The organism is Polyangiaceae bacterium (assembly GCA_020633205.1).
GTDB lineage: Bacteria > Myxococcota_A > Polyangia > Polyangiales > Polyangiaceae > JAHBVY01.
The window spans coordinates 1-18,419 of sequence record JACKEB010000028.1 but is presented as its reverse complement, the minus strand read 5'-3'; the positions used below and the strand labels follow the sequence as shown (position 1 = coordinate 18,419).

18 protein-coding genes are annotated in these 18,419 nt (G+C 64.0%); 10 read left to right on the top strand and 8 right to left on the bottom strand.

The genetic code is table 11. The features are described from left to right. Nucleotides 1–78 precede the first annotated feature (78 nt). From H6718_36225 to H6718_36200, 6 genes are all read right to left on the bottom strand, one after another. Nucleotides 79–1,113 (bottom strand): hypothetical protein, encoded by a 1,035-nt coding sequence (locus H6718_36225; GenBank protein ID MCB9590909.1) that lies wholly within the window; start codon nucleotides 1,111–1,113, stop codon nucleotides 79–81. Further along, nucleotides 1,110–2,189 (bottom strand): FecR domain-containing protein, encoded by a 1,080-nt coding sequence (locus H6718_36220; GenBank protein MCB9590908.1) that lies wholly within the window; start codon nucleotides 2,187–2,189, stop codon nucleotides 1,110–1,112. Before H6718_36220 ends, H6718_36225 begins: the two co-directional genes overlap by 4 nt. Continuing rightward, the gene (locus H6718_36215) at nucleotides 2,186–2,767 is read right to left on the bottom strand and encodes a sigma-70 family RNA polymerase sigma factor (protein ID MCB9590907.1); all 582 of its coding nucleotides are present in this window, start codon (nucleotides 2,765–2,767) and stop codon (nucleotides 2,186–2,188) included. The genes H6718_36220 and H6718_36215 overlap by 4 nt, the downstream gene beginning before the upstream one ends. A 99-nt stretch (nucleotides 2,768–2,866) precedes the next feature. Beyond that, nucleotides 2,867–3,781 (bottom strand): hypothetical protein, encoded by a 915-nt coding sequence (locus tag H6718_36210; protein MCB9590906.1) that lies wholly within the window; start codon nucleotides 3,779–3,781, stop codon nucleotides 2,867–2,869. 204 nt (nucleotides 3,782–3,985) lie between these two features. Next, on the bottom strand, nucleotides 3,986–5,974 hold the full coding sequence (locus tag H6718_36205; GenBank protein MCB9590905.1) for a hypothetical protein: 1,989 nt from the start codon (nucleotides 5,972–5,974) through the stop codon (nucleotides 3,986–3,988). Further along, nucleotides 5,974–6,471 carry a hypothetical protein gene (locus tag H6718_36200; GenBank protein MCB9590904.1) on the bottom strand — a complete coding sequence of 166 codons (498 nt, stop codon included), beginning with the start codon at nucleotides 6,469–6,471 and terminating at the stop codon, nucleotides 5,974–5,976. Before H6718_36200 ends, H6718_36205 begins: the two co-directional genes overlap by 1 nt. A gap of 217 nt (nucleotides 6,472–6,688) precedes the next feature. Between H6718_36200 and H6718_36195 the strand changes: the two genes are divergently transcribed. Genes H6718_36195 through H6718_36175 form a run of 5 tightly spaced genes read left to right on the top strand, consistent with a single transcriptional unit; the run spans nucleotide 6,689 to nucleotide 12,245 of the window. Next, entirely contained in the window at nucleotides 6,689–7,750 is a 1,062-nt protein-coding gene (locus tag H6718_36195; GenBank protein ID MCB9590903.1) for a pentapeptide repeat-containing protein, read from the top strand. Beyond that, a complete protein-coding gene (locus H6718_36190) occupies nucleotides 7,747–8,268 on the top strand; it encodes a DUF3540 domain-containing protein (GenBank protein ID MCB9590902.1) in 522 nt (173 codons plus the stop codon). Before H6718_36195 ends, H6718_36190 begins: the two co-directional genes overlap by 4 nt. Nucleotides 8,269–8,284: 16 nt before the next feature. Beyond that, entirely contained in the window at nucleotides 8,285–8,692 is a 408-nt protein-coding gene (locus H6718_36185; protein ID MCB9590901.1) for a DUF4150 domain-containing protein, read from the top strand. Between the two features lie 32 nt (nucleotides 8,693–8,724). After that, nucleotides 8,725–10,749 carry a pentapeptide repeat-containing protein gene (locus tag H6718_36180; protein ID MCB9590900.1) on the top strand — a complete coding sequence of 675 codons (2,025 nt, stop codon included), beginning with the start codon at nucleotides 8,725–8,727 and terminating at the stop codon, nucleotides 10,747–10,749. After that, nucleotides 10,746–12,245 (top strand): hypothetical protein, encoded by a 1,500-nt coding sequence (locus tag H6718_36175; GenBank protein MCB9590899.1) that lies wholly within the window; start codon nucleotides 10,746–10,748, stop codon nucleotides 12,243–12,245. Before H6718_36180 ends, H6718_36175 begins: the two co-directional genes overlap by 4 nt. Nucleotides 12,246–12,282: 37 nt before the next feature. Here H6718_36175 and H6718_36170 read toward each other — a convergent pair whose 3' ends face one another. Beyond that, nucleotides 12,283–12,624 (bottom strand): hypothetical protein, encoded by a 342-nt coding sequence (locus H6718_36170; protein ID MCB9590898.1) that lies wholly within the window; start codon nucleotides 12,622–12,624, stop codon nucleotides 12,283–12,285. Nucleotides 12,625–12,965: 341 nt separating this feature from the next. Here H6718_36170 and proV point away from each other — a divergent pair, with 341 nt between their 5' ends. The 5 genes from proV to H6718_36145 all read left to right on the top strand — a co-directional run bounded on the left by proV (nucleotide 12,966) and on the right by H6718_36145 (nucleotide 17,985). Beyond that, a complete protein-coding gene (gene proV / locus H6718_36165; protein ID MCB9590897.1) occupies nucleotides 12,966–14,159 on the top strand; it encodes a glycine betaine/L-proline ABC transporter ATP-binding protein ProV in 1,194 nt (397 codons plus the stop codon). Between the two features lie 11 nt (nucleotides 14,160–14,170). Beyond that, a complete protein-coding gene (locus H6718_36160) occupies nucleotides 14,171–15,082 on the top strand; it encodes a proline/glycine betaine ABC transporter permease (protein ID MCB9590896.1) in 912 nt (303 codons plus the stop codon). Between the two features lie 89 nt (nucleotides 15,083–15,171). Continuing rightward, nucleotides 15,172–16,089 (top strand): glycine betaine ABC transporter substrate-binding protein, encoded by a 918-nt coding sequence (locus H6718_36155; protein MCB9590895.1) that lies wholly within the window; start codon nucleotides 15,172–15,174, stop codon nucleotides 16,087–16,089. An 88-nt stretch (nucleotides 16,090–16,177) separates the two neighbouring features. Next, nucleotides 16,178–17,551, top strand: a complete 1,374-nt coding sequence (locus H6718_36150) for a hypothetical protein (GenBank protein MCB9590894.1) — start codon at nucleotides 16,178–16,180, stop codon at nucleotides 17,549–17,551. Then, entirely contained in the window at nucleotides 17,548–17,985 is a 438-nt protein-coding gene (locus H6718_36145) for a hypothetical protein (protein MCB9590893.1), read from the top strand. Before H6718_36150 ends, H6718_36145 begins: the two co-directional genes overlap by 4 nt. 6 nt (nucleotides 17,986–17,991) lie before the next feature. Here the strand turns inward: H6718_36145 and H6718_36140 are convergent, their stop codons facing one another. After that, complete coding sequence (locus H6718_36140) at nucleotides 17,992–18,321, bottom strand: hypothetical protein (GenBank protein MCB9590892.1); 330 nt, start codon at nucleotides 18,319–18,321, stop codon at nucleotides 17,992–17,994. Nucleotides 18,322–18,419: the final 98 nt, after the last annotated feature.

Here is an 18,419-nt window from a genome sequence, read left to right as displayed (position 1 = left end):
GCGCCGACAGACGTCGGTACCGGATCAAGAGTCGGGTGAGCCGCGCGGATTGGCTCACTGCCATTCAAGAAAACCGCTTCACAGATCCGCGAGCACACCCAGGCTCACGCGACCTCCAATGCCTTCATTACTTAGCACCAACTCCCCGGTGTCGCGCGCGCTGGTCGGGCGCAACGCATACAGGAACTCTGCGCCCAGCGTGAAACGCAGCGGCCCCGCTTGGAGCCAGCCCCAGGGCCCAGCAGCGACATCGGCAGCCCAATCAGCAGTCGATGCCTCCGTCACTCCTTGGTTGGCGCGTGCGGTAAACCCCACCCGTCGCACACCACCCGCCGTCTGAAAGCTGAGCCCTGCGGAATCAGCGTGTCGATTGAAGACGTACGCGAAGCCAAGACTCGCGCCTTGGCTCGAAGCCTTCACACTGCCGTTCTGGGAGTCCTTTTCAGGGGTGAAACCAAACTGCAGGCGCAGCGTGAGGCCCACGTGTTCCCCAAAGTAATACGCGCCCATCAGCTCCGGTCCAAACGAGAGCATGTCCTTCGAGGCGCTGGCACTACCGAGTACACCGAGTTCCAGCGCGCGGGTTTGGGGGGGAGGTTCAGCGACTACGAGGGAGCTCTCCACCGCGCTCATCACCTCAGCGGGCGGCTTCATTTTAGGCGCTGGGGCGTCAGCAATCATCAGCTCCGCCCAGCTCGCCCGCAAGAGCTCGTCTGCAGACGATGAGACCGCCAGCGCGCGAGCGTCAGCGGGCATACCGGAGAGATCCATGGTGCGCTCGACGCGCTTGTCAGTGACGTTGTCACCAATGCGCACAAGCGCGGTGACAGGGCCGTTGTCAGGGCGATCGATGATCAGCGTGACCTGGCCGATGGGTGCCCGTTTCCCAGGGGATCCAACACACAGATCGATACCGCGCTCCGCGAGCTGCGTCTTCAGGTGGTCCCTCAGCGCGTCTGCGACGATTTGATCGGGCGGCTTGACCTGCGCGCTCATCACGATCAGCGGTCGTGACGATTCGGGGCAAGCATCCGCTGCACGAGCCGTCTGCTCCAGCATTGGCACACTGAGCAGAACGCAGGCGATGAAGACCGCGGAACCAGCTCTGCTCATGGAGCCTTGCAGAGCCGCCGCACCTCGGCGGCGTGCGGACTCTTCGGGTGCGCTTTGAGGAACGCGGCGCGAGCTTCTGAACAACGGGGCTCTTCCTTCAATCTTGCGAGTGCGCGAATGCGACCGGCTTCTGCGTCCTCCACGAAGAACCCGCCTTTGCCTGACGTCAATGCCGCATCGAATGCAGCGAGCGCGCCCCGCGCGTCGCCGAGCTGCTCCAGACGGATGCGCCCGGCTTCGAACGCCGCCAAACCAGCGCGGGCGTCGGCTGGATGCTCCCGTCGCAGGCGATCATAGTCGGCGGCAGCGGCTGCCGGGTCGCCGTCTTTGCGGTGCTGCTGGGCGTCGCGAAGCAGCGCCGCCGGATCGCTTGCAGGCTGAGCGCTGGGCGGCGCTGGGGGTGCTTGCTTGACCACCGGGGGTTGCGGTGTTGGCTTGGGAGCTGGCGCCGGCTCGTCATCGGAGAGCTTCACGTTGGTCCAAGTCTGTCCCTCGCCGAGCAGCGCCAGGCGCTCACCCGTGGACTCGTTCTTCACCTCGAGGTGTCCCCCGTCGACTCCGACGCGCAACATCGGGCCTTGCTCGAGGCGCATTTCGAGCTCTACGTGAAAGGCAGTCGCGCCGGCCTGGGTGTGCATCTCGGCGGGCCCAGCGTGAATCAGCACGGCGCTACCAGCCGAGACGCTGCAGTCGACGCGTCCGCGCTCGAGGCGAAGGCGGATCTCCCTCTCCCCCCGATCGAGCCGCACTTGAGTCGCCGGGGCGAGCTCCAGCTGGCTCCCGTTTCCTAGAGGATATACCCTACTCTGAGTTCCGGTCGCTAGCCAGGTCTCCGCGCGGCTGCTCGCGGGAGGCTCCGGGGTGGCGATGGCCGCTGGCCTATCCTGAGACCAGGGTCGCAGAACACCCAGCGCCACGAAAGCGAGCGCCGCCGCCGCGGGGAGCAACCACCAAGCAGACGGGGAGCGCTGGGTACGCTGTCCCGCTTCGATCGTGGTCCACATACGCTCGATGCTGGGCTCGGACAGACGCGGCTCGACGTAGTCCGCGACGCGCTTCTTGGCGACGACCTTCATGTTGTCCCCTCCTCGGCTCCCCTCAACCCATCCAGGTGCTTCTCGGCCCGTGCGAGCTTGCGCTTCACCGTGGCTGGCGACCAGCCGGTGCGCTCAGCAACTTCGGCGATGGTCAGCTGTTCCACTCGGCGCAGCACCAACACCACACGCTCCGCCGTCGGCAGCTCTTGCAATACGCGGTAAACGGCGCTGAGCTGCGCGGCGACCTCCGGAGGCGCAGCGGGCGAAACGAGCGTTTCCACGTGGATTGGCTGCAAGCGCAAGATCCCCAGGCGCGCCAGCAGCCTACGGCGCCGAATGGTGTCGATGCTGGTGCGCGTGACGATGCGACTCAACCAACCCGGAAACGCATCGGCGTTTTCGAGCTTGCCCAAGGTGGCGAACGCCGCGACGAAGCTGTCCTGGACCACGTCCTCTAGATCGGTGTCGCCACCCAGCAAGCGATAAGCCGTGGCGGCGGCCATCCGCACATGGCGCTTGTACAGCTGCTCCTTGGCCTGTGCGTCGCCCGCGAGGGCGCTGGACACCAGCTCCGCGTCCGACGCGCGGGGGGGCAGTTCAAGGACGTTTTGGGCCATGAGAGCGAGCGCACACGTGAAGCGCCGCCTAAGAGTCGGTTGGCGGCGCCTATTTGGCTCACTATTTTTTGCGCTCTGTTCTGACGAGCGAAACGGCGCTCACTCCGGGAGCGCCGGCAACGGCTCCCAAGCCGGCGGGCGCTTGGTGAACAGCTCCACCCGTGCAGGCTCCACGCTCTGCTGGGAGCACAGCACAGGCTCCGCCACGTGCTCGAGATGCACCCGTCTCACCATCCACGCCCCGCTCTGGCGCACCAGCTCGACGGTAGAGCCAGAACCGGCACACATCTGTGCGACCTCTCGGGGACGACCGAAATCAACGTACTGCGCCCAGAGCACCTTCTGATGCGCACCCTGCCCCTCGATGACGGCACGCAGACCGCCATTCAGTGTCGTGAAGGCCACCCAGCTCCTTCGACTATGATCGAGGGCGGTGACGTGATTGGGGATGACGACGGGATCGTCGATAGGAGTTCCCCCGACCGTTCCCTGCACGGCGCCGAAATCTCCGCTTTGCAGATCGAATTGCAAATCCAAAGCGCCGCTACCCGCGCCCGTTGCGTCACCGCAGCGAGGCAAGACGCGGAGGCTCCCCGCGCGCACACTCTGCAGCGTGTTGTGCTGCACCGCGATGCTCGCCTCCGGCGAACAGTATTGCATCTCACCAGGCCACGCCATCAAGGCCACCGCGGGGTACTCCCCATCTGCGCGCTCGCCTGGACTCCCTGGATTCGAGTAGAACTCGAAGAGTTCTAGCCGGTGGGACGTCACCTCTTCCCCGCGGAACGTATAGAAGGACGTGAGGAACGGCGCTCTCTGCGTGTACCCATAACGCACCGGAACCCTGATCGGCTCGTTCGGCTGATCCACGTTCAGAAAGTACCCGTCATTCGGCCCTGGCTCCGGGACTCGGAGTGAAGCGGGAAGCGCATCGAAGGCGACCCTTGGTGCGGGCGCGCAAGCGACGGCCAAGCCAAGGACTGACAGCAGCGACAGGATCCGAATGTTCGTCATGATCAATGTTCCGTACGGATATTGACCGATTCGACGCGCGCCCACATCGGTTTTCTTCAAAGGCGGACGGTTTGCGAGCTTCTTTCAGGACACTCGGCCGCCACGCTGGGACAGACCACACGGATCCAACAGAGATTCGCATTTCCGCGAGGTTGGCACGGGTGACACAGGATCGCCTTGCCAACCCGGCTGGCTTGTGGGGCACTAGCCAAGGAGAATGCGGGTCCCCTGCAGCTCAGCGGTTCCGCCCGCGATTTGAGTCAGGGTAAACTGGGCGGTTGGAGTGGTGGCATTTTGCCCAGCGCGCAAGTTGATCTGACGTGAGTCGAGATTGATTTGAGAATTCGCCGCTCTGGCGTTGAACGTGATGTTCCCCGCAGCGAGTGTGGCGGTCTCTTGATTGGCCCCAGTCATCGTGATGCCTCCGGCGTTGAGCACGACGGTGCCTTGGCCATCGGACAACGTGAGCGTGGTATCGGTTAGCGCAACGCTCACCCCCGCAACGGTGAACTGCACCAGGCGGTCGCCGAGCTCGAGGCTCCCTGGAAGTGCAGCCGGAGGCAGGGGGACAGCGGGGTTCCTGGCGGGGCCCGCCACAGGCAAGCCTATGCGCGTGCGGTCAGGTTCGATGACCATCTCATAGCCACCTGCCAGCGTGGCGGTCCTAACCTGATGCTTCGCTTGGATCTCGACGTCTCCGCGCTCGATCGACACGGGCCAGCCTGGGGTCTCCCCGTCTGCGACGATGGACACCTTTCGGTGCGAGTGAATCACGTTGGCGTGCACGCCCGAGAGGCTGGTCTCGTTTCCCGCCCACATGGATAGGGAGTCCAGCGCGACCACTTCGGTCTCCACCCCCAACACGAGAGGCATCGCGCTACTGAGCACCATGCCAACCGCCGCGTAGAATGAGCCAAAGCCGCCCGTCCCCAGCAAGACCCCCGCGTGACCGTAAATCACGACTCCAGGTACCGCGCCGGTGCCGGCCGCGGCGGCAGTGCCGAAGGCAGCAACGCCCGCTACGATTCCGAGCGAGCTCGAGACCTTGCTAGACCAGGTGGTTGCGAAACGTCGCCGCTGAAAGTTCACGTAGGTCACTGCGCCCGCGAGGATGGCGTCGAACGAGCTGAACGCCTTGGATGCGTTGCTGGCTGCCGTCGTCGTGGCCGGAGCACCGTCGTTATCCACGGTTGGTACGGGGAAGCCGGTGTTTTGCTCCGGTTTGCCGAGCTCGTCGCCGGTGAGCGTGGCGATGAAGATGCCGTCGTTTGCCACCACGAAGGAGGACCCCGAGGAGGCCATGATGTTTCGCTCTTTGCCGAGGGTGAAGACGTCTTTCGTGGTCGACTGAACAACGACGTCTCCCGTCGCGACGGCCCCCAAGCGTGAGACCTGGAATGTCTTTTCCTTTCCCGCTTCCGCTACCGTTCGCTCCTCCCCCAGGGCCGCAAACAGGATGTCTCGGTCCGTTTGCAAACCAATCCCCTCAACCTTCACTCCACCTGTGCGTGCGTCAGGTGTACCCATGTTGAAATGAGATTCGTGCCTTGGAACGAACACCGAGAAGCGCGTCGCATCGTCTGGTGTCGGGATGCCGTCATCCCCAGGGTCGAAGCCCTGTTGGATGAAGCCATCGTCGGTCTGCGTAACTCCGTTGCCCTGCAGAACCAGCGTCGGACCGCCGCTGCCTGCGAAGTCTGAGGTCACCGTCGCCGAAAACGAACGCGCCGCGTTCGGCGTGAAATCCACTCGGACGAACACCGGAAAGCCGAACGCCGGCAGCTGCGCTGGGGAGAGCTGGAAGGCAGAGGAATCGGCTCCCTCCAACTTGAGCTGCACGGACTTGACGGTGTGGTTCTTTGCAACGAAGCCTCCCGCTCCAGATGCCTGGATGAGCACGTCGCCTAGGTTGACTTGGTCGCTCTCGAACTCGATGGGGAACTTCCCCTGCCCGTTCAGGGGCACCTCGGTTCCACCTACCGTGAGCTTCGCACCGCTCTTCCCGACCTGAGTTGGATGAAACTGCAGCGTGATGGTCGTCGCAGCCTGACTGACGGGCGCGAACGTGTAGTCACCATTGAGGTCGGTGAGCTCGACGCCCGGGGCATCCTGCGGGTCGTTGAGAGTGACGACGACAGGAACCTCCACCCCCTGCACGAACGCCTCGTGCGGCGGCACCGTGGCCCCAGCCACTACGCGTCTCCCTTTTGCTTCTCTGATAAGCCTTGGAGCTGCGCATCCCCGGCGTCGAGTAGCTTGAACTTGGGCTGACGCATCCGCGGATCCACGTACTCGTTCACGAACTGGTTCCAGCTCGAAGCCATCAAAGTGAGCATCTGAAAGAAGACGTCGGGGTTGATGCGCAAGGAGGCTGCAATGCGCGCACGCTCCTGCCCGGATTGATTCCCTGGGGCAAGTCGACCGGGAAAGCGGGTGTGCTCCAGAAAGACCAGCGCGAAGCCTTCGGGTGAGGACGCGAGCTGGAGCCCGTTGCTGTAAGCCGGCACCGGCTCCGTGCTCCAATCGATGGCCGGCTCTTTGGCTGTGCCTGCTGGCTTTGCTTTCGGCGCCTTGGCGCTCTCCGGCGGCCCTTCTTCTGCTTGTTCTTCCCCACTGCTGGCGCGAGCAGCGGCGCGCGCCTCGTGTTGTTGACGAAGCTCTTCAAGGGCACGGAAGTTCAGTTCATCCATTGGTATCTCTCCTTGTGACAGCGCTCTGAAAACGCGGCGCCTTCGCGAGTTGAAGGTAGGCCCGGAAGCGCTTCCCGGCGGATTAAGTCGGGTTAAAGAACCGGCGGTATCTGATTGAAATTAATCGGGGTTAAAGCGCGGCCCGGGTCATTGCGCGGTGGGGGCAAGGAGGCGCATACCAATCGGGCAACACCCCGCCCGATCGGAGACGCCACCCATGCCCACGATTCAAGACCGAGACGACCTTCTGGCGAAAGCCACTGCGGACGAGGCGCTGGGCGCAGTCGCTTATGCACTCGACCTGCGCAACCTGGATCTCAGCGGGATTGACCTGACGCGCTGCCACTTCGTGGCGTGTGACTTGCGCGGAGCCAACTTGCGCGGCGCGCTCTTGAATGACGCCACCCTGCACGTTTGCAACCTCTCGGAAACAAACCTGCAAGGGGCGTCCCTAGCCGGAGCGAACCTCATGGACAGCAGACTCCTGTCGGCGAACCTCAACGAGGCGGTGCTCGACGACGCCAGCCTGGCCCATGTCGACGTGCAGGGCAGCACGTTGTTCAACACCCAGCTCGGCGGAACGGATCTCAGCGGCGCAAATCTGGCTGGCCTCGACCTGGAGACGGCGAAGGTTTCCACCCGACTACTGAGCGGCGCGGACCTCCGTGGCACGCGCTTCGCCTTGGCCCAGTTCGCTGGAGCCGATCTGCGCGGGGCGGTGGTTGGCCGCTCCTCGCGCTTCGTTCAGTGTCTGTTCGATGACGCGGATCTGTCCGGCCTCGACCTGCGCGGCGCTGAGTTTCGCCACTCGAGCTTCAATGGTGCAAACCTCAGCCGCGCTCAACTCGACGAAGCGGACCTGAGCGACGCGTCATTCCGCGAGGCAATGCTTGAAGACGCGAGCTTGGTGCGCTGCAAAGCGGAGCGCACCAACTTCGAAGGCGCCGTCCTCACCCGCAGCAGCTTCATCCAGAGCGTGCTGCACCGAGCCAACTTCTCAAAGAGCCGCGCGGCCAACTCACGCTTCGACAACACCCAGCTGCACCACGGGCGCTTCAACGGCGCGGATCTGACGAACGCCATGTTGTGTCACGCCGCCTTGAACCACGCAGATTTCTCCCATTCGATCCTGGAGTACTCGAACCTCGGCTTCGCCGACCTGGGCAACGCGGACTTCCACCGGGCGCGAATGGGTCAAGCCAGCCTGCGCGGAGCGCGCATGGAAGGCGTACGAGCCACGGACCCCAAGCGCGCCAAGGCGGAGGACTTTCAACGATGAGCGAGCTCGTGCCGCCGGAAGGCAAGCGTGTCAGTGCCCTGATCGAGGGGCGCGCGCCGCGCCACATCCACTTCAGGAGTGGCGCCCGCGCCGTCGCGTGTGACGAGCAGCTCGAGCTGCACGCCAGCGACGGTCGCTTGATCGCGTGCTTCGACGCCGGTACGGGCGCGCTGGTGCTCCACTCTGCTGGCGACCTGACCTTGCTCAGCGCCGGACGCCTCAAGCTGAAGAGCGCCGAGGCGGTGGAGCTCGATGCTCCACGAGTCTCGAGCAACTGTCGCGAGTTCAGTCTCCAAGCTGCGGAGGCAGAAGTAGAAGTCACGAGCTGGCGACTCCGTGCCCAGCGCATCGTGGAGCACAGCACCGACGTCTACCGGCGCGTGGAGCGCGTCTACGAAACTCGAGCTCAGAGCATCCGCACCATCGCTCGGCGCTCACTCAGCTTCCTCGCGGAGAGAGCATCGCTCGTTAGCCGGGAGGAAACTCGGGTGGACGGCAAGCGAGTTCTACTCGGCTAGTCGAAAGGACACACCCATGTTCCCCATGTCCAGCGTCGAGAACGGCATGTGCTTCGCCATGCCAGACACCTGCAAAGTGCCCGCACCACCGGCACCACCCATCCCGACCCCGTTCCCGAACATGGGCCAGGTGAACAGCGCCAGCAAGACCTCCAAGAAGGTGCTGATCCGCAACAAGGCTGCGGTGGTGGAAGGCTCCGAAATCCCCAAGTCGATGGGCGATGAAGCGGGCGTGGGCGGGGGCGTGGTCTCGGGAGGCTTCGGTCAGAAGATCACCTTCAAGAAGGGCAGCGCCAAAGTCATCGTCGAGGGCAAGGGCGCCGCCTACCTCACCTGCACGACCGGACACAACGGCGCGAACCCGAACGCACCGAACGGCATGCAGGTTGCCCCAAGCCAGACCGTGGTGCTCGTCGCCCCCTGAGTTCCACCTAAGTTACCGCAAGGATTTTACTGATGCTCGATCTAGATAGGCGCCCTCCAGAGCGAGTCCCTACGGTGCTTGCACCGGGGCTCACGGGCACGACCTTCTCGACGAAGCTGCCCGCGGAGCTCATCTCGACCAAGCTCCCGGTGGAAGACCGCCCAGCGCCCGCCCGCAGTGCAGCCGACCGGGCGGGCTTGGTGGACTGCCTGGTCGCCGTCATCAAGCTGAGCCTGACCTTCGATCCCACCTCCAGGCGCGCGGCGATCCCAAAGGCTGAAGCGGACCACCTGAACGGAGAGAGCTTTCAAGGAGACGATCCGGAGGGCATCGCCTTGTACGGCGGAGACCTATCACCCTACAAGCGCCTGGTCGATGTCACCCTCGGGCTGCCGTCTCAGCTGCGCCCCGAGAAGCAGCGCGCGCTGGTGGTCGGCGCAATGAGGCGCGAAGTCCGCGGTGCAGGAGTGTTGCCGTTCGCAGCGCTGCACCCGTTCCAGGCTCCTCGCAATGAGCAAATGGGGACCTACGACGAGGCTTGGCTTCGCGACCGCTGGCCTTATTTCCCTAAGGATTTCAATTTCGACTACTACAACGCGGCTCCGATCCAGCAGCGCCTGGAGCGGTTGAATGGGGATGAGGAAGTCGGGCTCGAAGGCTTCTTTGACGACTCCGTGAGAACGCGGCTTCCAGGGATCACGACGCGAGCGTTTGCTCAGTGCTCTGTTGCTTTCGGCTATCGCTTCGTCGAGCTCGCGCTGCGCCTGGATACGCTCCACATCGACCTCGCGACGAACTCCATCCAGCTCGTGTGGCGCGGGCAATTCCCGATCTCGAACGCCCTCGCCCCCGAGTTGAGCCAACTCTACGCGTGCGCGGATCGACTCGACACGCCGATGTCCATCCAGTTCGTGCGGGAGCGGTTCGCTCGGCAGATCGAACGCGAGCAGCCTCCAGCGACGGAGCGAGCTTCGGCAATCGCGGGCATCCCTCGACAATTTGGCGTTCTCTCCGCAGAGCAAGACGCGGAGCGGCAGTCCAAGCGGGGAGCACTGCACAGCCAGCTGCCTCCCGCTGGAGGTCCGGGGCGTGCCAGGCCGCGGGCAACGCCCGCCATGAGTCGCGAGAATGTGGAGCGACTGATCGCGAGTGGCGAAGAGCTTGCGGGTCGAGACTTCACCGGCTGCGATCTCAAGCGTCTCGACCTCTCCGGTCGGCAGCTGAGGGGCAGCATCTTCACCGCTGCGGATCTAGCTGGGGCTAGCTTGGGGGGCGCGATCCTGTCCGCCGCGGTGCTGAGCCACGCAAAGCTTGTCGCGGCAGACTTGGGCTGCAGCACCCTAGACGAGTGCGATCTCAGCTCGGCGGATCTCACCCAGGCCAACCTCCAGGGCGCCACTCTGGAACGGGCAGACTTCAACGGGGCAAACCTGACGGGGGCGAAGCTCGCGGGCGCAAAGCTACGAGGCGCGACGCTGACCAGTGCGCTCTTGGAGTCCGCTGACTTGTCCGAGGCGGATCTGACCCAGGCGAATCTAACGCAGGCCGAAGCGCCTCGCGCCAACTTCCGCAAGGCAACACTCGTGGATACTGTCGCCTACGAACTCTTCGCACCCGAAGCGGTTTTCGAAGGTGCTGATATGACGCGCTTCCGCGCATCCGACGCGGAGCTCCCTCGTGCATTCCTGCGCGGCGTCAACGCCCCGGGGTCGAACCTCGAGTGCGCGAACCTCAGCAACGCCACGCTGGACCTGGCGGTGTTCGATGACGCGACCCTGGCCCACTGCAAGCTCGAAGCCGCAAAGCTTCGCAGCTTGCGCGCACGGACCGCCAGCTTTCGCTATGCAAACCTGCGCCGTGCCGACCTGCGCCGTGCGGATCTGATGGAGAGCAACTTCGAGCACGCGGATCTGCGAGAGGCGGATCTTCGCGCCAGTAGCCTCTACGACACAGAAACCTTGGATGCCGAGCTCGCCGGCGTACGCCTCGCGGACGCCGACACGTCGGGTTCCAAGCTCAGCCACCCACTGTTGGGAATCAAGGAGCAAGGCAGATGAATCTAGTACTCGAGTTGTGGTGCCCCGACCTTCCCCAGACGTTTCGCCTGCTGCGCCTTTCGGGCTTCGATGCGATCTCCGAGTGCTTTGACTTCTCGTTGGAGTTCGCGCCTCCTGACAGTGAAATCGACGTGGACGCATGCCTCAAGCCAGGCACTCGGGCCGCGGTTGTATTCAAGCGCCACGGCGAGGTGATCCGGGTCATGCATGGCTGCTTGATAGAGCTCGAGCACAGGAGCGGGTCCGTAGCAGACCAAGACCAGAGCGCCTGCTGGGTCGCGCGCTTCGCTCCCCGCCTCTGGAGCTCAAAGTTCCATGTCCACACCGAAGTGCACGAGGGCACCTTGCAGGAGATTGTCGAACGCGTGCTCTGGCGCTCTGGACTCTACAAAGGCGTGGACTACGAGTTCAGGCTAGCGGAGCAGTACCCCACGCGCGAGTTTGCGCTCCAATATCGAGAGTCCGACTTCGCTTTCGTTTCTCGTCTGATGGAGCATTGGGGGATCGCTTTTAGCTTCGAACACGGCACGCGGGATCGCGTCATCTTCACGGATAGCAACCCCGCGATGTTGGACATCGCGTGCTGGCGAGGTCCCTCGCTCGAAAGTGGCGCCGAAGGGGACGCACCAGAGAACCCGAGTGCAGCCGCAGGAACCACGACGACCCTTCAGTTCACGCAGTTCGGCGGCAGCGAAGAGGCTGCCCCGAACTCGGTCGTGGAGCACACGAGGCGGACACAGCGGGTGCCAGCCCGCTTCGCCACCCAAGACTACAACTATCGCCTGCCTCACGTGCGCCTGGAAGCCGAGCACAGCGTGCACCCGGAGGGTGACGGCCGAGTTGTTGAGCACGGCCTACATCCGAAGCTGCCAGAGGAGGTGGCATACTTCGCTAAAATCCGCGCAGAATTAATTGGCTGCGGACGCACACTGCACCGAGGCACCACGGGTTCGCTCCTCATGCGCGCCGGCGGTTCGTTCCGCCTGCACCCTGACTCGGAAGGGTGCGACACGAGCCTCCTGGTCCACCGCGTCGAATTCCGCCTTCAGGGTGGCTTCAGCGCCCGCTTCTATGCGCAACCGCTGGACGTCACCTATCGCCCAGCGCTCCTCACCCCCAGGCCGAGCGTGGCCGGCTACTTGAGCGGCGTAATTCAGGGCGAAGACAGCGCCAGACCGAACCTCGACGAACAAGGCCGCTATCAGGTCGTGTTCAACTGCGAGGATCACAGGGCCGACGAACATCGCCCCGCCCGCCGCATGCGCATGTTGCAGTCCCACGCAGGCCCCAACTACGGCATGCACTTTCCGCTCAAACCGGGCACTGAAGTCGCGGTCGGGTTCATGAACGGAGATCCGGACCGGCCCTTCATCGCGGGGGCACTGCCGAATCCACTCACTCCAAGCCCCGTGCGGGCTGAACGCAGCAACGTCCGTCGCAACGTCATCCAGTCAATGAACGGTGTGCGCATCGAGCTAGACGACGGCAGGGGCTAGTTCGCGCGCGGGGCAGCAACCATTCATTCGCTCCCCTTCACTTCACCTGCAACGGAGGCATACGCGTCTTGAGTAGCAAGCGCACGAAGCGCTTCTCCAACTCTACGGCTCGCTGGGTCGCAACCTCCAGCTCTTGCTCGAGCCTGTGGATGCGCGCCTGCGCCAACACCTGGCAGTAGTCCAAGTCGCTACGGGCGCGATCTCGCTGATTCGCCAGACGGCGAATGGTCTGACTCGACACCGTGTATAACTCGCTCGTCACGGCACCATCCGGATGATGTGCGTCCCAACGGACGAGGAGCTCCGTGGGAGCATCGACGAAGTCATCCGGGAACCCTCGGGCGGGCGCAACGTCGCGTTGGGTCAACGAATTGTCCATACTTGAGTTTCCTTTCGGTAATGAACGGAACACCGTCGCTACCGCGCTCGAGCAAACGACTCACCTGAGGGGGAGGGCTCGAAGCGATACGCGCTGGATGCTCCATTATACGCTGAGCTCCCAGAGTTCTGGCCCGCGAACGTCCGCTGAATCGGACATTTTTTGTCGTAGTTTCCTGCTCTCGAAGACCCTTGAAGCAGCACTTCCACAGGTCAGTGTGAGCGAACGCTTGGCTGGCTCAGGATGACTCGTGCAGCGTCGGCGCGGTCAGCGAGTTTGGGGGTGAGGCGCGTTGTAGGGGCGTCGGTTGCCAAGGGGGGTGCACCCCGTTACGGTGGGCCATGATCGATCAAGCGCCCGCCGTAGAGGTCAGGCACTTGTACAAAGTGTTTGGCGATCATCCGAAGCGCGCCCTCGAAATGCTCGAACGAGGCGTGAGCAAAGCTGCAATCTTCGAGCGCACCGGGATGACGATTGGTGTCGAAGACGCGAGCTTCAGCGTTTCCCCGGGAGAAATCTTCGTGGTCATGGGCCTCTCGGGCTCAGGCAAGTCCACGCTGCTACGCATGCTCAATCGGCTGATCCAGCCGAGCTCCGGGCAAGTGCTGATTGAGGGTCAGGACATCACGGGGCTCAGCGAGCGCGATTTGATCGACGTGCGCCGCAAGAAAATGAGCATGGTCTTTCAGTCGTTCGCGCTCTTGCCGCACCTCAAGGTGTGGGAAAACGTCGCCTTCGGCCTCGAGATCGCCGGCGTCGAAAAGCAGAAGCGTCGGGAGCGGGCACTCGATGTACTCGAACAAGTCGGGCTGAAAGCGCAGGCCGAGAGCTACCCGCCTCAACTCTCCGGCGGCATGCAGCAACGCGTCGGCCTCGCCCGCGCGTTGTGCACCGAACCGGCGGTGCTCCTGATGGACGAAGCGTTCAGCGCGCTCGATCCGCTGATTCGCAGTGAGATGCAGGACGAACTGGTGCGGCTTCAGCGCCAGCACTCGCGCACCATCGTGTTCATCTCTCACGACCTCGACGAAGCGATGCGCATCGGTGACCGCATCCTCATCTTGGAGGCTGGGCGCATCGTGCAGCTCGGTACTCCCCATGAGATCCTGGACAACCCGGCAAATGACTTCGTACGCTCGTTCTTCCGCAATGTGGACGTCGCGAAATTCTATCGCGCGGGCGACGTCGCCACCCGCCACGACGAGCTGGTGATCGACGCTGCCGAGAGCGACGTTGCTGCTCTGCTCGAGCAGCTAGTTCAGGCGGAGCGGGACGTCGCGTACTTACGTGCCCCGAGCGGCGCCTTCACCGGGCTCGTCACCGAGCAGCGTCTGCGCGCAGCGCTCGCTGCGGGTCATGATCTCGACTCCGCGCTGCTCGACGTCACCAAGCTGGACGCAACCGAGCCCCTGGGCGACGTCGTGGCTCAGGTGGCGGACAGCCGCTACGCACTCCCCGTCTTGGACGAAACAGGGCGCCTCACCGGCGTGCTCTCCAAGCGCGAACTCTTGAAAGCGCTCGCGCGGGCGAGCTGAAGGAGCGGATGATGACTTCCGATGTCCCGGGGCGGTTGCCCATCGGGGATGCCATTTCACGCGCGGTGAGCTTCCTGCTCGCCCACTTTCAGCCGCTGTTCGATCGCATCGCGTGGTTCGTCGACGGGCTCACCAACGCGCTGCAGGTAGGGCTCTTGTGGCTCCCTGCCTGGTTCGTCACGGCGGCGCTCGTGCTGATCGCGCTGTGGCGCGTAGGCCTCGGGCTCGCGGCGTTCACCGCGGTGGCGTTCGCGTTCGTGGTGAGCCTCGGCCTCTGGCAAGAGACGATGGCAACGCTTGCGCTGGTGTTGTCGTCTACACTGCTCAGCCTGCTGATCGGCTTGCCGCTAGGCATTTGGGCCGCGCGCAGGGACTGGGTCGACCGAGCACTGCGTCCGGTGCTCGACTTGATGCAGACCATGCCTGCGTTCGTCTACCTGATCCCTGCGGCAATGTTCTTCGGCTTGGGGCGCGTGCCAGGCGCCATCGCGACCATCATCTTTTCGATGCCTCCAGCGGTGCGCTTGACGAACCTTGGGATCCGACAGGTGCCAAAAGAGATGGTCGAAGCCGGACTGGCGTTTGGTGCAACCCGGCGTCAGCTGCTCTTCAAGGTGCAAATCCCACAAGCGATGCCGTCGATCATGGCCGGTATCAACCAGAACATCATGCTCGCGCTGTCGATGGTCGTGATCGCCTCGATGATTGGCGCCGGAGGGCTTGGCAACTCGGTGTTGCGGGGCATTCAACGCCTGGACGTCGGGCTCGGCTTCGAAGGCGGGATTGGTGTGGTGCTGCTCGCCATCGTGCTCGATCGCATCACCCAGAGCTTTGGCAGTGGACCGAGGGAACCGCTGCGCGCACGTCTTGCGGCGCTATTTACCAGCGCACCTCACCCCCAAAAGAAGGAGGACGCGTCGTGAAGTCACCCCTCGGCAAGTTGAAGCACGCGCTATTCGTCGTGCTTGCAGTGCTCGCGCTCGGGTACGTGGCACGCTTCGGCGGCGGAACCGTGACTTCCCCGGAGCCTGCGGCGGAGGCTGCCGCACCTAAGGGCAGCGCGAAGCCCGAGGCAACGGCGAGCGAGTCTGGAGTCGCCCCCAAACCGGCCAATGCCGCATGGAAACGCAAGGTGCGCATCGGGTGGACCGCTTGGGCCGACGCGGAGTTCGTGACGAACCTGGCCAAGCGCATCCTCGAGGAGCGCATGCACTACGACGTCGAGCTGGTGATGGCGGACGTCGGGATCCAGTATCAGGGGCTCGCCGACGGCAGCCTCGACCTGATGCTCATGGCGTGGCTCCCGAAGACCCACGCCAACTACTGGAAGAAGGTGGCAGGTAAGGTCGTGAACCTTGGGCCGCTCTACACTGGCGCGAAGCTGGGGTGGGCGGTGCCGGACTACGTCCCGAAAGCTCAGGTTGCGTCACTGGCAGACCTGAAGAAGCCTGGCGTGGCCGAGAAGTTGAGCGGGAAGATCCAAGGCATCGATCCCGGGAGCGGTCTGATGCAAGTCTCCGAACAGGCGCTCAAGGACTACGGCCTCAAGCAACAGCTGGTGTCCTCTAGCGGCGCTGCGATGACCGCGGCGCTGGACCGCGCGATCCGCCGCAAACAGTGGATCGTCGTCACCGCCTGGAGCCCCCACTGGATCTTCGCCAAGTGGAAGCTGCGTTACCTCGAGGATCCAAAGGGTGCGTTCGGCGCGGCAGAGCGGGTCCACGCCTTGGCGCGCCAAGGCTTCGACAAGGACTACGACCCGAAGCTGGTGGGCTTCTTCACGCGCATGTTCCTGCCCCTGAGCGAGCTCGAGGCGGCAATGCTGGAAGCGAGCAACAGCAACGTGGAAAAAGCCGTGGACCACTACGTGGAAGAACACGGACCACGCATAAACTACTGGATCAGCGGAACGTCACCCACCAGCGGTTGATGGTTTGGGGGGGAGGCGCGCTTGAGCCAGGCGCCCGTGACGGGAACGATGTACACTCGGGAGACAGCGACCGCGAGACGAGCCCCGAATGAAGACAGCGCGCCTCACTTCCGTCCTCCTCCTCGTCCTGAGCCCCTGCGTCGCAGTTACGGGCTGCGTGATTTCCAAGAGCTCAGACAACGGCTTTGGAGGCGGCCCCGGAGCCGGCGGCAGCGCGAGCGGGGGACAGGCGGCCGGCGGCAACACGGCTGCAGGCAGCAGCTCTGGCGGCAGCAGCTCAGGCGGTGGCAGCGCCGGAACCGGAGCGGTGACTTCCGTTGGCGGCAGCGGCGGGGGCGCGCAGTTTCAGGCGTGCGGCGCTGAGCTGCCGCGGCTCGAAGCGGGAGGCGATGTTTTCGACTGCGGCGGCTCCGGTGAGATCCTCGAGGATAAAGGCCGCCCTGACAATCGCGTCAACTTCGTGATCTTGGGGGACGGCTACACCGCGGACCTGTTGGACACGCTGTTCATGGAGCACGTGAAGAACCTGCTCTACAACACCGAGCAAGGCTACCTGACGGAGCTTGGGGAGCCCTATCGTCGCTACTGGAGCTACATCAACATCTGCGCGTTGAAAGTGCCGAGCAACGACGCCTGCGTAGATGACGCGGACACTGGGCAACTGTGTGACACCGCGTTCAACGGACGGGGCGACGACACCTCCCGCCTCGGCATCGTGAACAACAGCCTCGTGCATAGCGCGGTCGCAGCCCTGATGCCCTCGAACATCGACGTGGACTGGGAGGCGGTGACGCTGAATGCCGGCCCAGACAACTGGTGGGCGAGCGGTGGGGAGGTGATGGTGTGGAGCGGCGGCTATTCCCCGCAGAAACACGCATCGAGCCAGGGCATTCACGAAGGTGGGCATACCTTTCATGGCCTCGCCGACGAGTACGCCTATTTCAACCCCAACGCGGACTGCACCAAAGCCGTGGAGCCCAACGTGACCACGGACCCAAGCGGCGCGAAGTGGTCCGAGTGGATCGACTTCGATCAGACGCCAGGCACCGGCACCCAGGGCGTGTACGAAGGCGGCCGCTACTGCACGCAAGGCATCTATCGGCCCTCGACCAACTCGCAGATGAATCAGCTGCCCGACTACTTCAACATGCCGTCGCAGCAAAAGATGATTCACGACCTCTACGCCATCGTGCGGCCCATCGACGCACACACGCCGAACGACACCACGTTGGTCGATCCCGGTGTGCTCCAAGTCCGCCTGGTGGACGCGAGCGTGCTCAAGGTGGAGTGGCTGGTGGACGGCGAGAGCCTGACGGAAGACGGCGGTGAGTGCTTCGACCTCGCTTTGCTGCCGAGCGGCGAGCACAGCGTGGTGGCACGCGCCTACGACGACACACCTTGGGTGAGAGACAGCCGTGACGACCTGGAGCAGTCCGTGACCTGGACGGTGAGCATCCCATGAACAAGAAGCACCTCAAGCTGCTCCTCGGTGGCGCCCTCGCGGCGTTGTGCTGCGCGTTCGTGGGCACTCTCCTCGCGGAACCAAGCGACGACGCGCAGTCGCCTTTACAGAGCGCACCAAGCATCGCCGAGCGCGTTCAGGCGCACCCGATGACCCCCGCCAGGCAGCGCCTGAACGATCAGCGGCGCCTCTTCACCCGTGTCGATCAGGCACTAGCGCGCAGCGATTTCACTGAGGCACGGCGCTTGCTCGCCCGTCACGACACCGACTTCAGCGAAACCGACGCCTGGCAAGATTGGCGCGCGGGCTACCATGCGCTCACAGATTGCCTGGAGCACCCGGGGGCCGAATCCACTGCCGCAGGGCAACGCTTCGTCGACGAACAGCGTGGCTCCACACTACGCCGCCGCGTGCGCCGCGCCTGCTTGAAGTAGGCGGGGTCAAGCGATGGCAGTCTGAGCCATGGCTTGCTCGAGGCTCCAGTCGTCCGGAATCCACTCGAACGCCTCGGTCTCATCATTGAAGCGCAGCCGACGGTCCGGTCCCTTCTCAGCGCTCCAGCCGTTGGCCAGCGCCCAGCGCATAGCACGTGCGTAGTCCCGAGGCCGAACCTCCAGATCAATGACCTCGACGCGCAACACGTAGCGACCACCCGACTTTCCCATGAGGAACGGGACCCCAGAGTTGCACTCGCAGCACTCCTTCCGGTGCCACATGAACTCCACGCCATCGACGACGAGCCTGCGAGTCCCCTTCTTCGGCCAAGCCATGAAGCAGCGTAGCACACCGCTGGAGCGAGACCACGGGGCAACGTCGACAACGCAAACCGGGTCGGGTACCAAGGGTCCGACGGTGTAACTTGCGGGCA

Coding starts and splice junctions, on each gene's coding strand:
- H6718_36150 (MCB9590894.1), top strand. CDS start 16,178: ATGAAGACAGCGCGCCTCACTTCCGTCCTCCTCCTCGTCCTGAGCCCC.
- H6718_36220 (MCB9590908.1), bottom strand. CDS start 2,189: ATGAAGGTCGTCGCCAAGAAGCGCGTCGCGGACTACGTCGAGCCGCGT.
- H6718_36185 (MCB9590901.1), top strand. CDS start 8,285: ATGTTCCCCATGTCCAGCGTCGAGAACGGCATGTGCTTCGCCATGCCA.
- H6718_36210 (MCB9590906.1), bottom strand. CDS start 3,781: ATGACGAACATTCGGATCCTGTCGCTGCTGTCAGTCCTTGGCTTGGCC.
- proV (MCB9590897.1), top strand. CDS start 12,966: ATGATCGATCAAGCGCCCGCCGTAGAGGTCAGGCACTTGTACAAAGTG.
- H6718_36160 (MCB9590896.1), top strand. CDS start 14,171: ATGACTTCCGATGTCCCGGGGCGGTTGCCCATCGGGGATGCCATTTCA.
- H6718_36180 (MCB9590900.1), top strand. CDS start 8,725: ATGCTCGATCTAGATAGGCGCCCTCCAGAGCGAGTCCCTACGGTGCTT.
- H6718_36215 (MCB9590907.1), bottom strand. CDS start 2,767: ATGGCCCAAAACGTCCTTGAACTGCCCCCCCGCGCGTCGGACGCGGAG.
- H6718_36170 (MCB9590898.1), bottom strand. CDS start 12,624: ATGGACAATTCGTTGACCCAACGCGACGTTGCGCCCGCCCGAGGGTTC.
- H6718_36145 (MCB9590893.1), top strand. CDS start 17,548: ATGAACAAGAAGCACCTCAAGCTGCTCCTCGGTGGCGCCCTCGCGGCG.
- H6718_36195 (MCB9590903.1), top strand. CDS start 6,689: ATGCCCACGATTCAAGACCGAGACGACCTTCTGGCGAAAGCCACTGCG.
- H6718_36190 (MCB9590902.1), top strand. CDS start 7,747: ATGAGCGAGCTCGTGCCGCCGGAAGGCAAGCGTGTCAGTGCCCTGATC.
- H6718_36175 (MCB9590899.1), top strand. CDS start 10,746: ATGAATCTAGTACTCGAGTTGTGGTGCCCCGACCTTCCCCAGACGTTT.
- H6718_36140 (MCB9590892.1), bottom strand. CDS start 18,321: ATGGCTTGGCCGAAGAAGGGGACTCGCAGGCTCGTCGTCGATGGCGTG.
- H6718_36225 (MCB9590909.1), bottom strand. CDS start 1,113: ATGAGCAGAGCTGGTTCCGCGGTCTTCATCGCCTGCGTTCTGCTCAGT.
- H6718_36200 (MCB9590904.1), bottom strand. CDS start 6,471: ATGGATGAACTGAACTTCCGTGCCCTTGAAGAGCTTCGTCAACAACAC.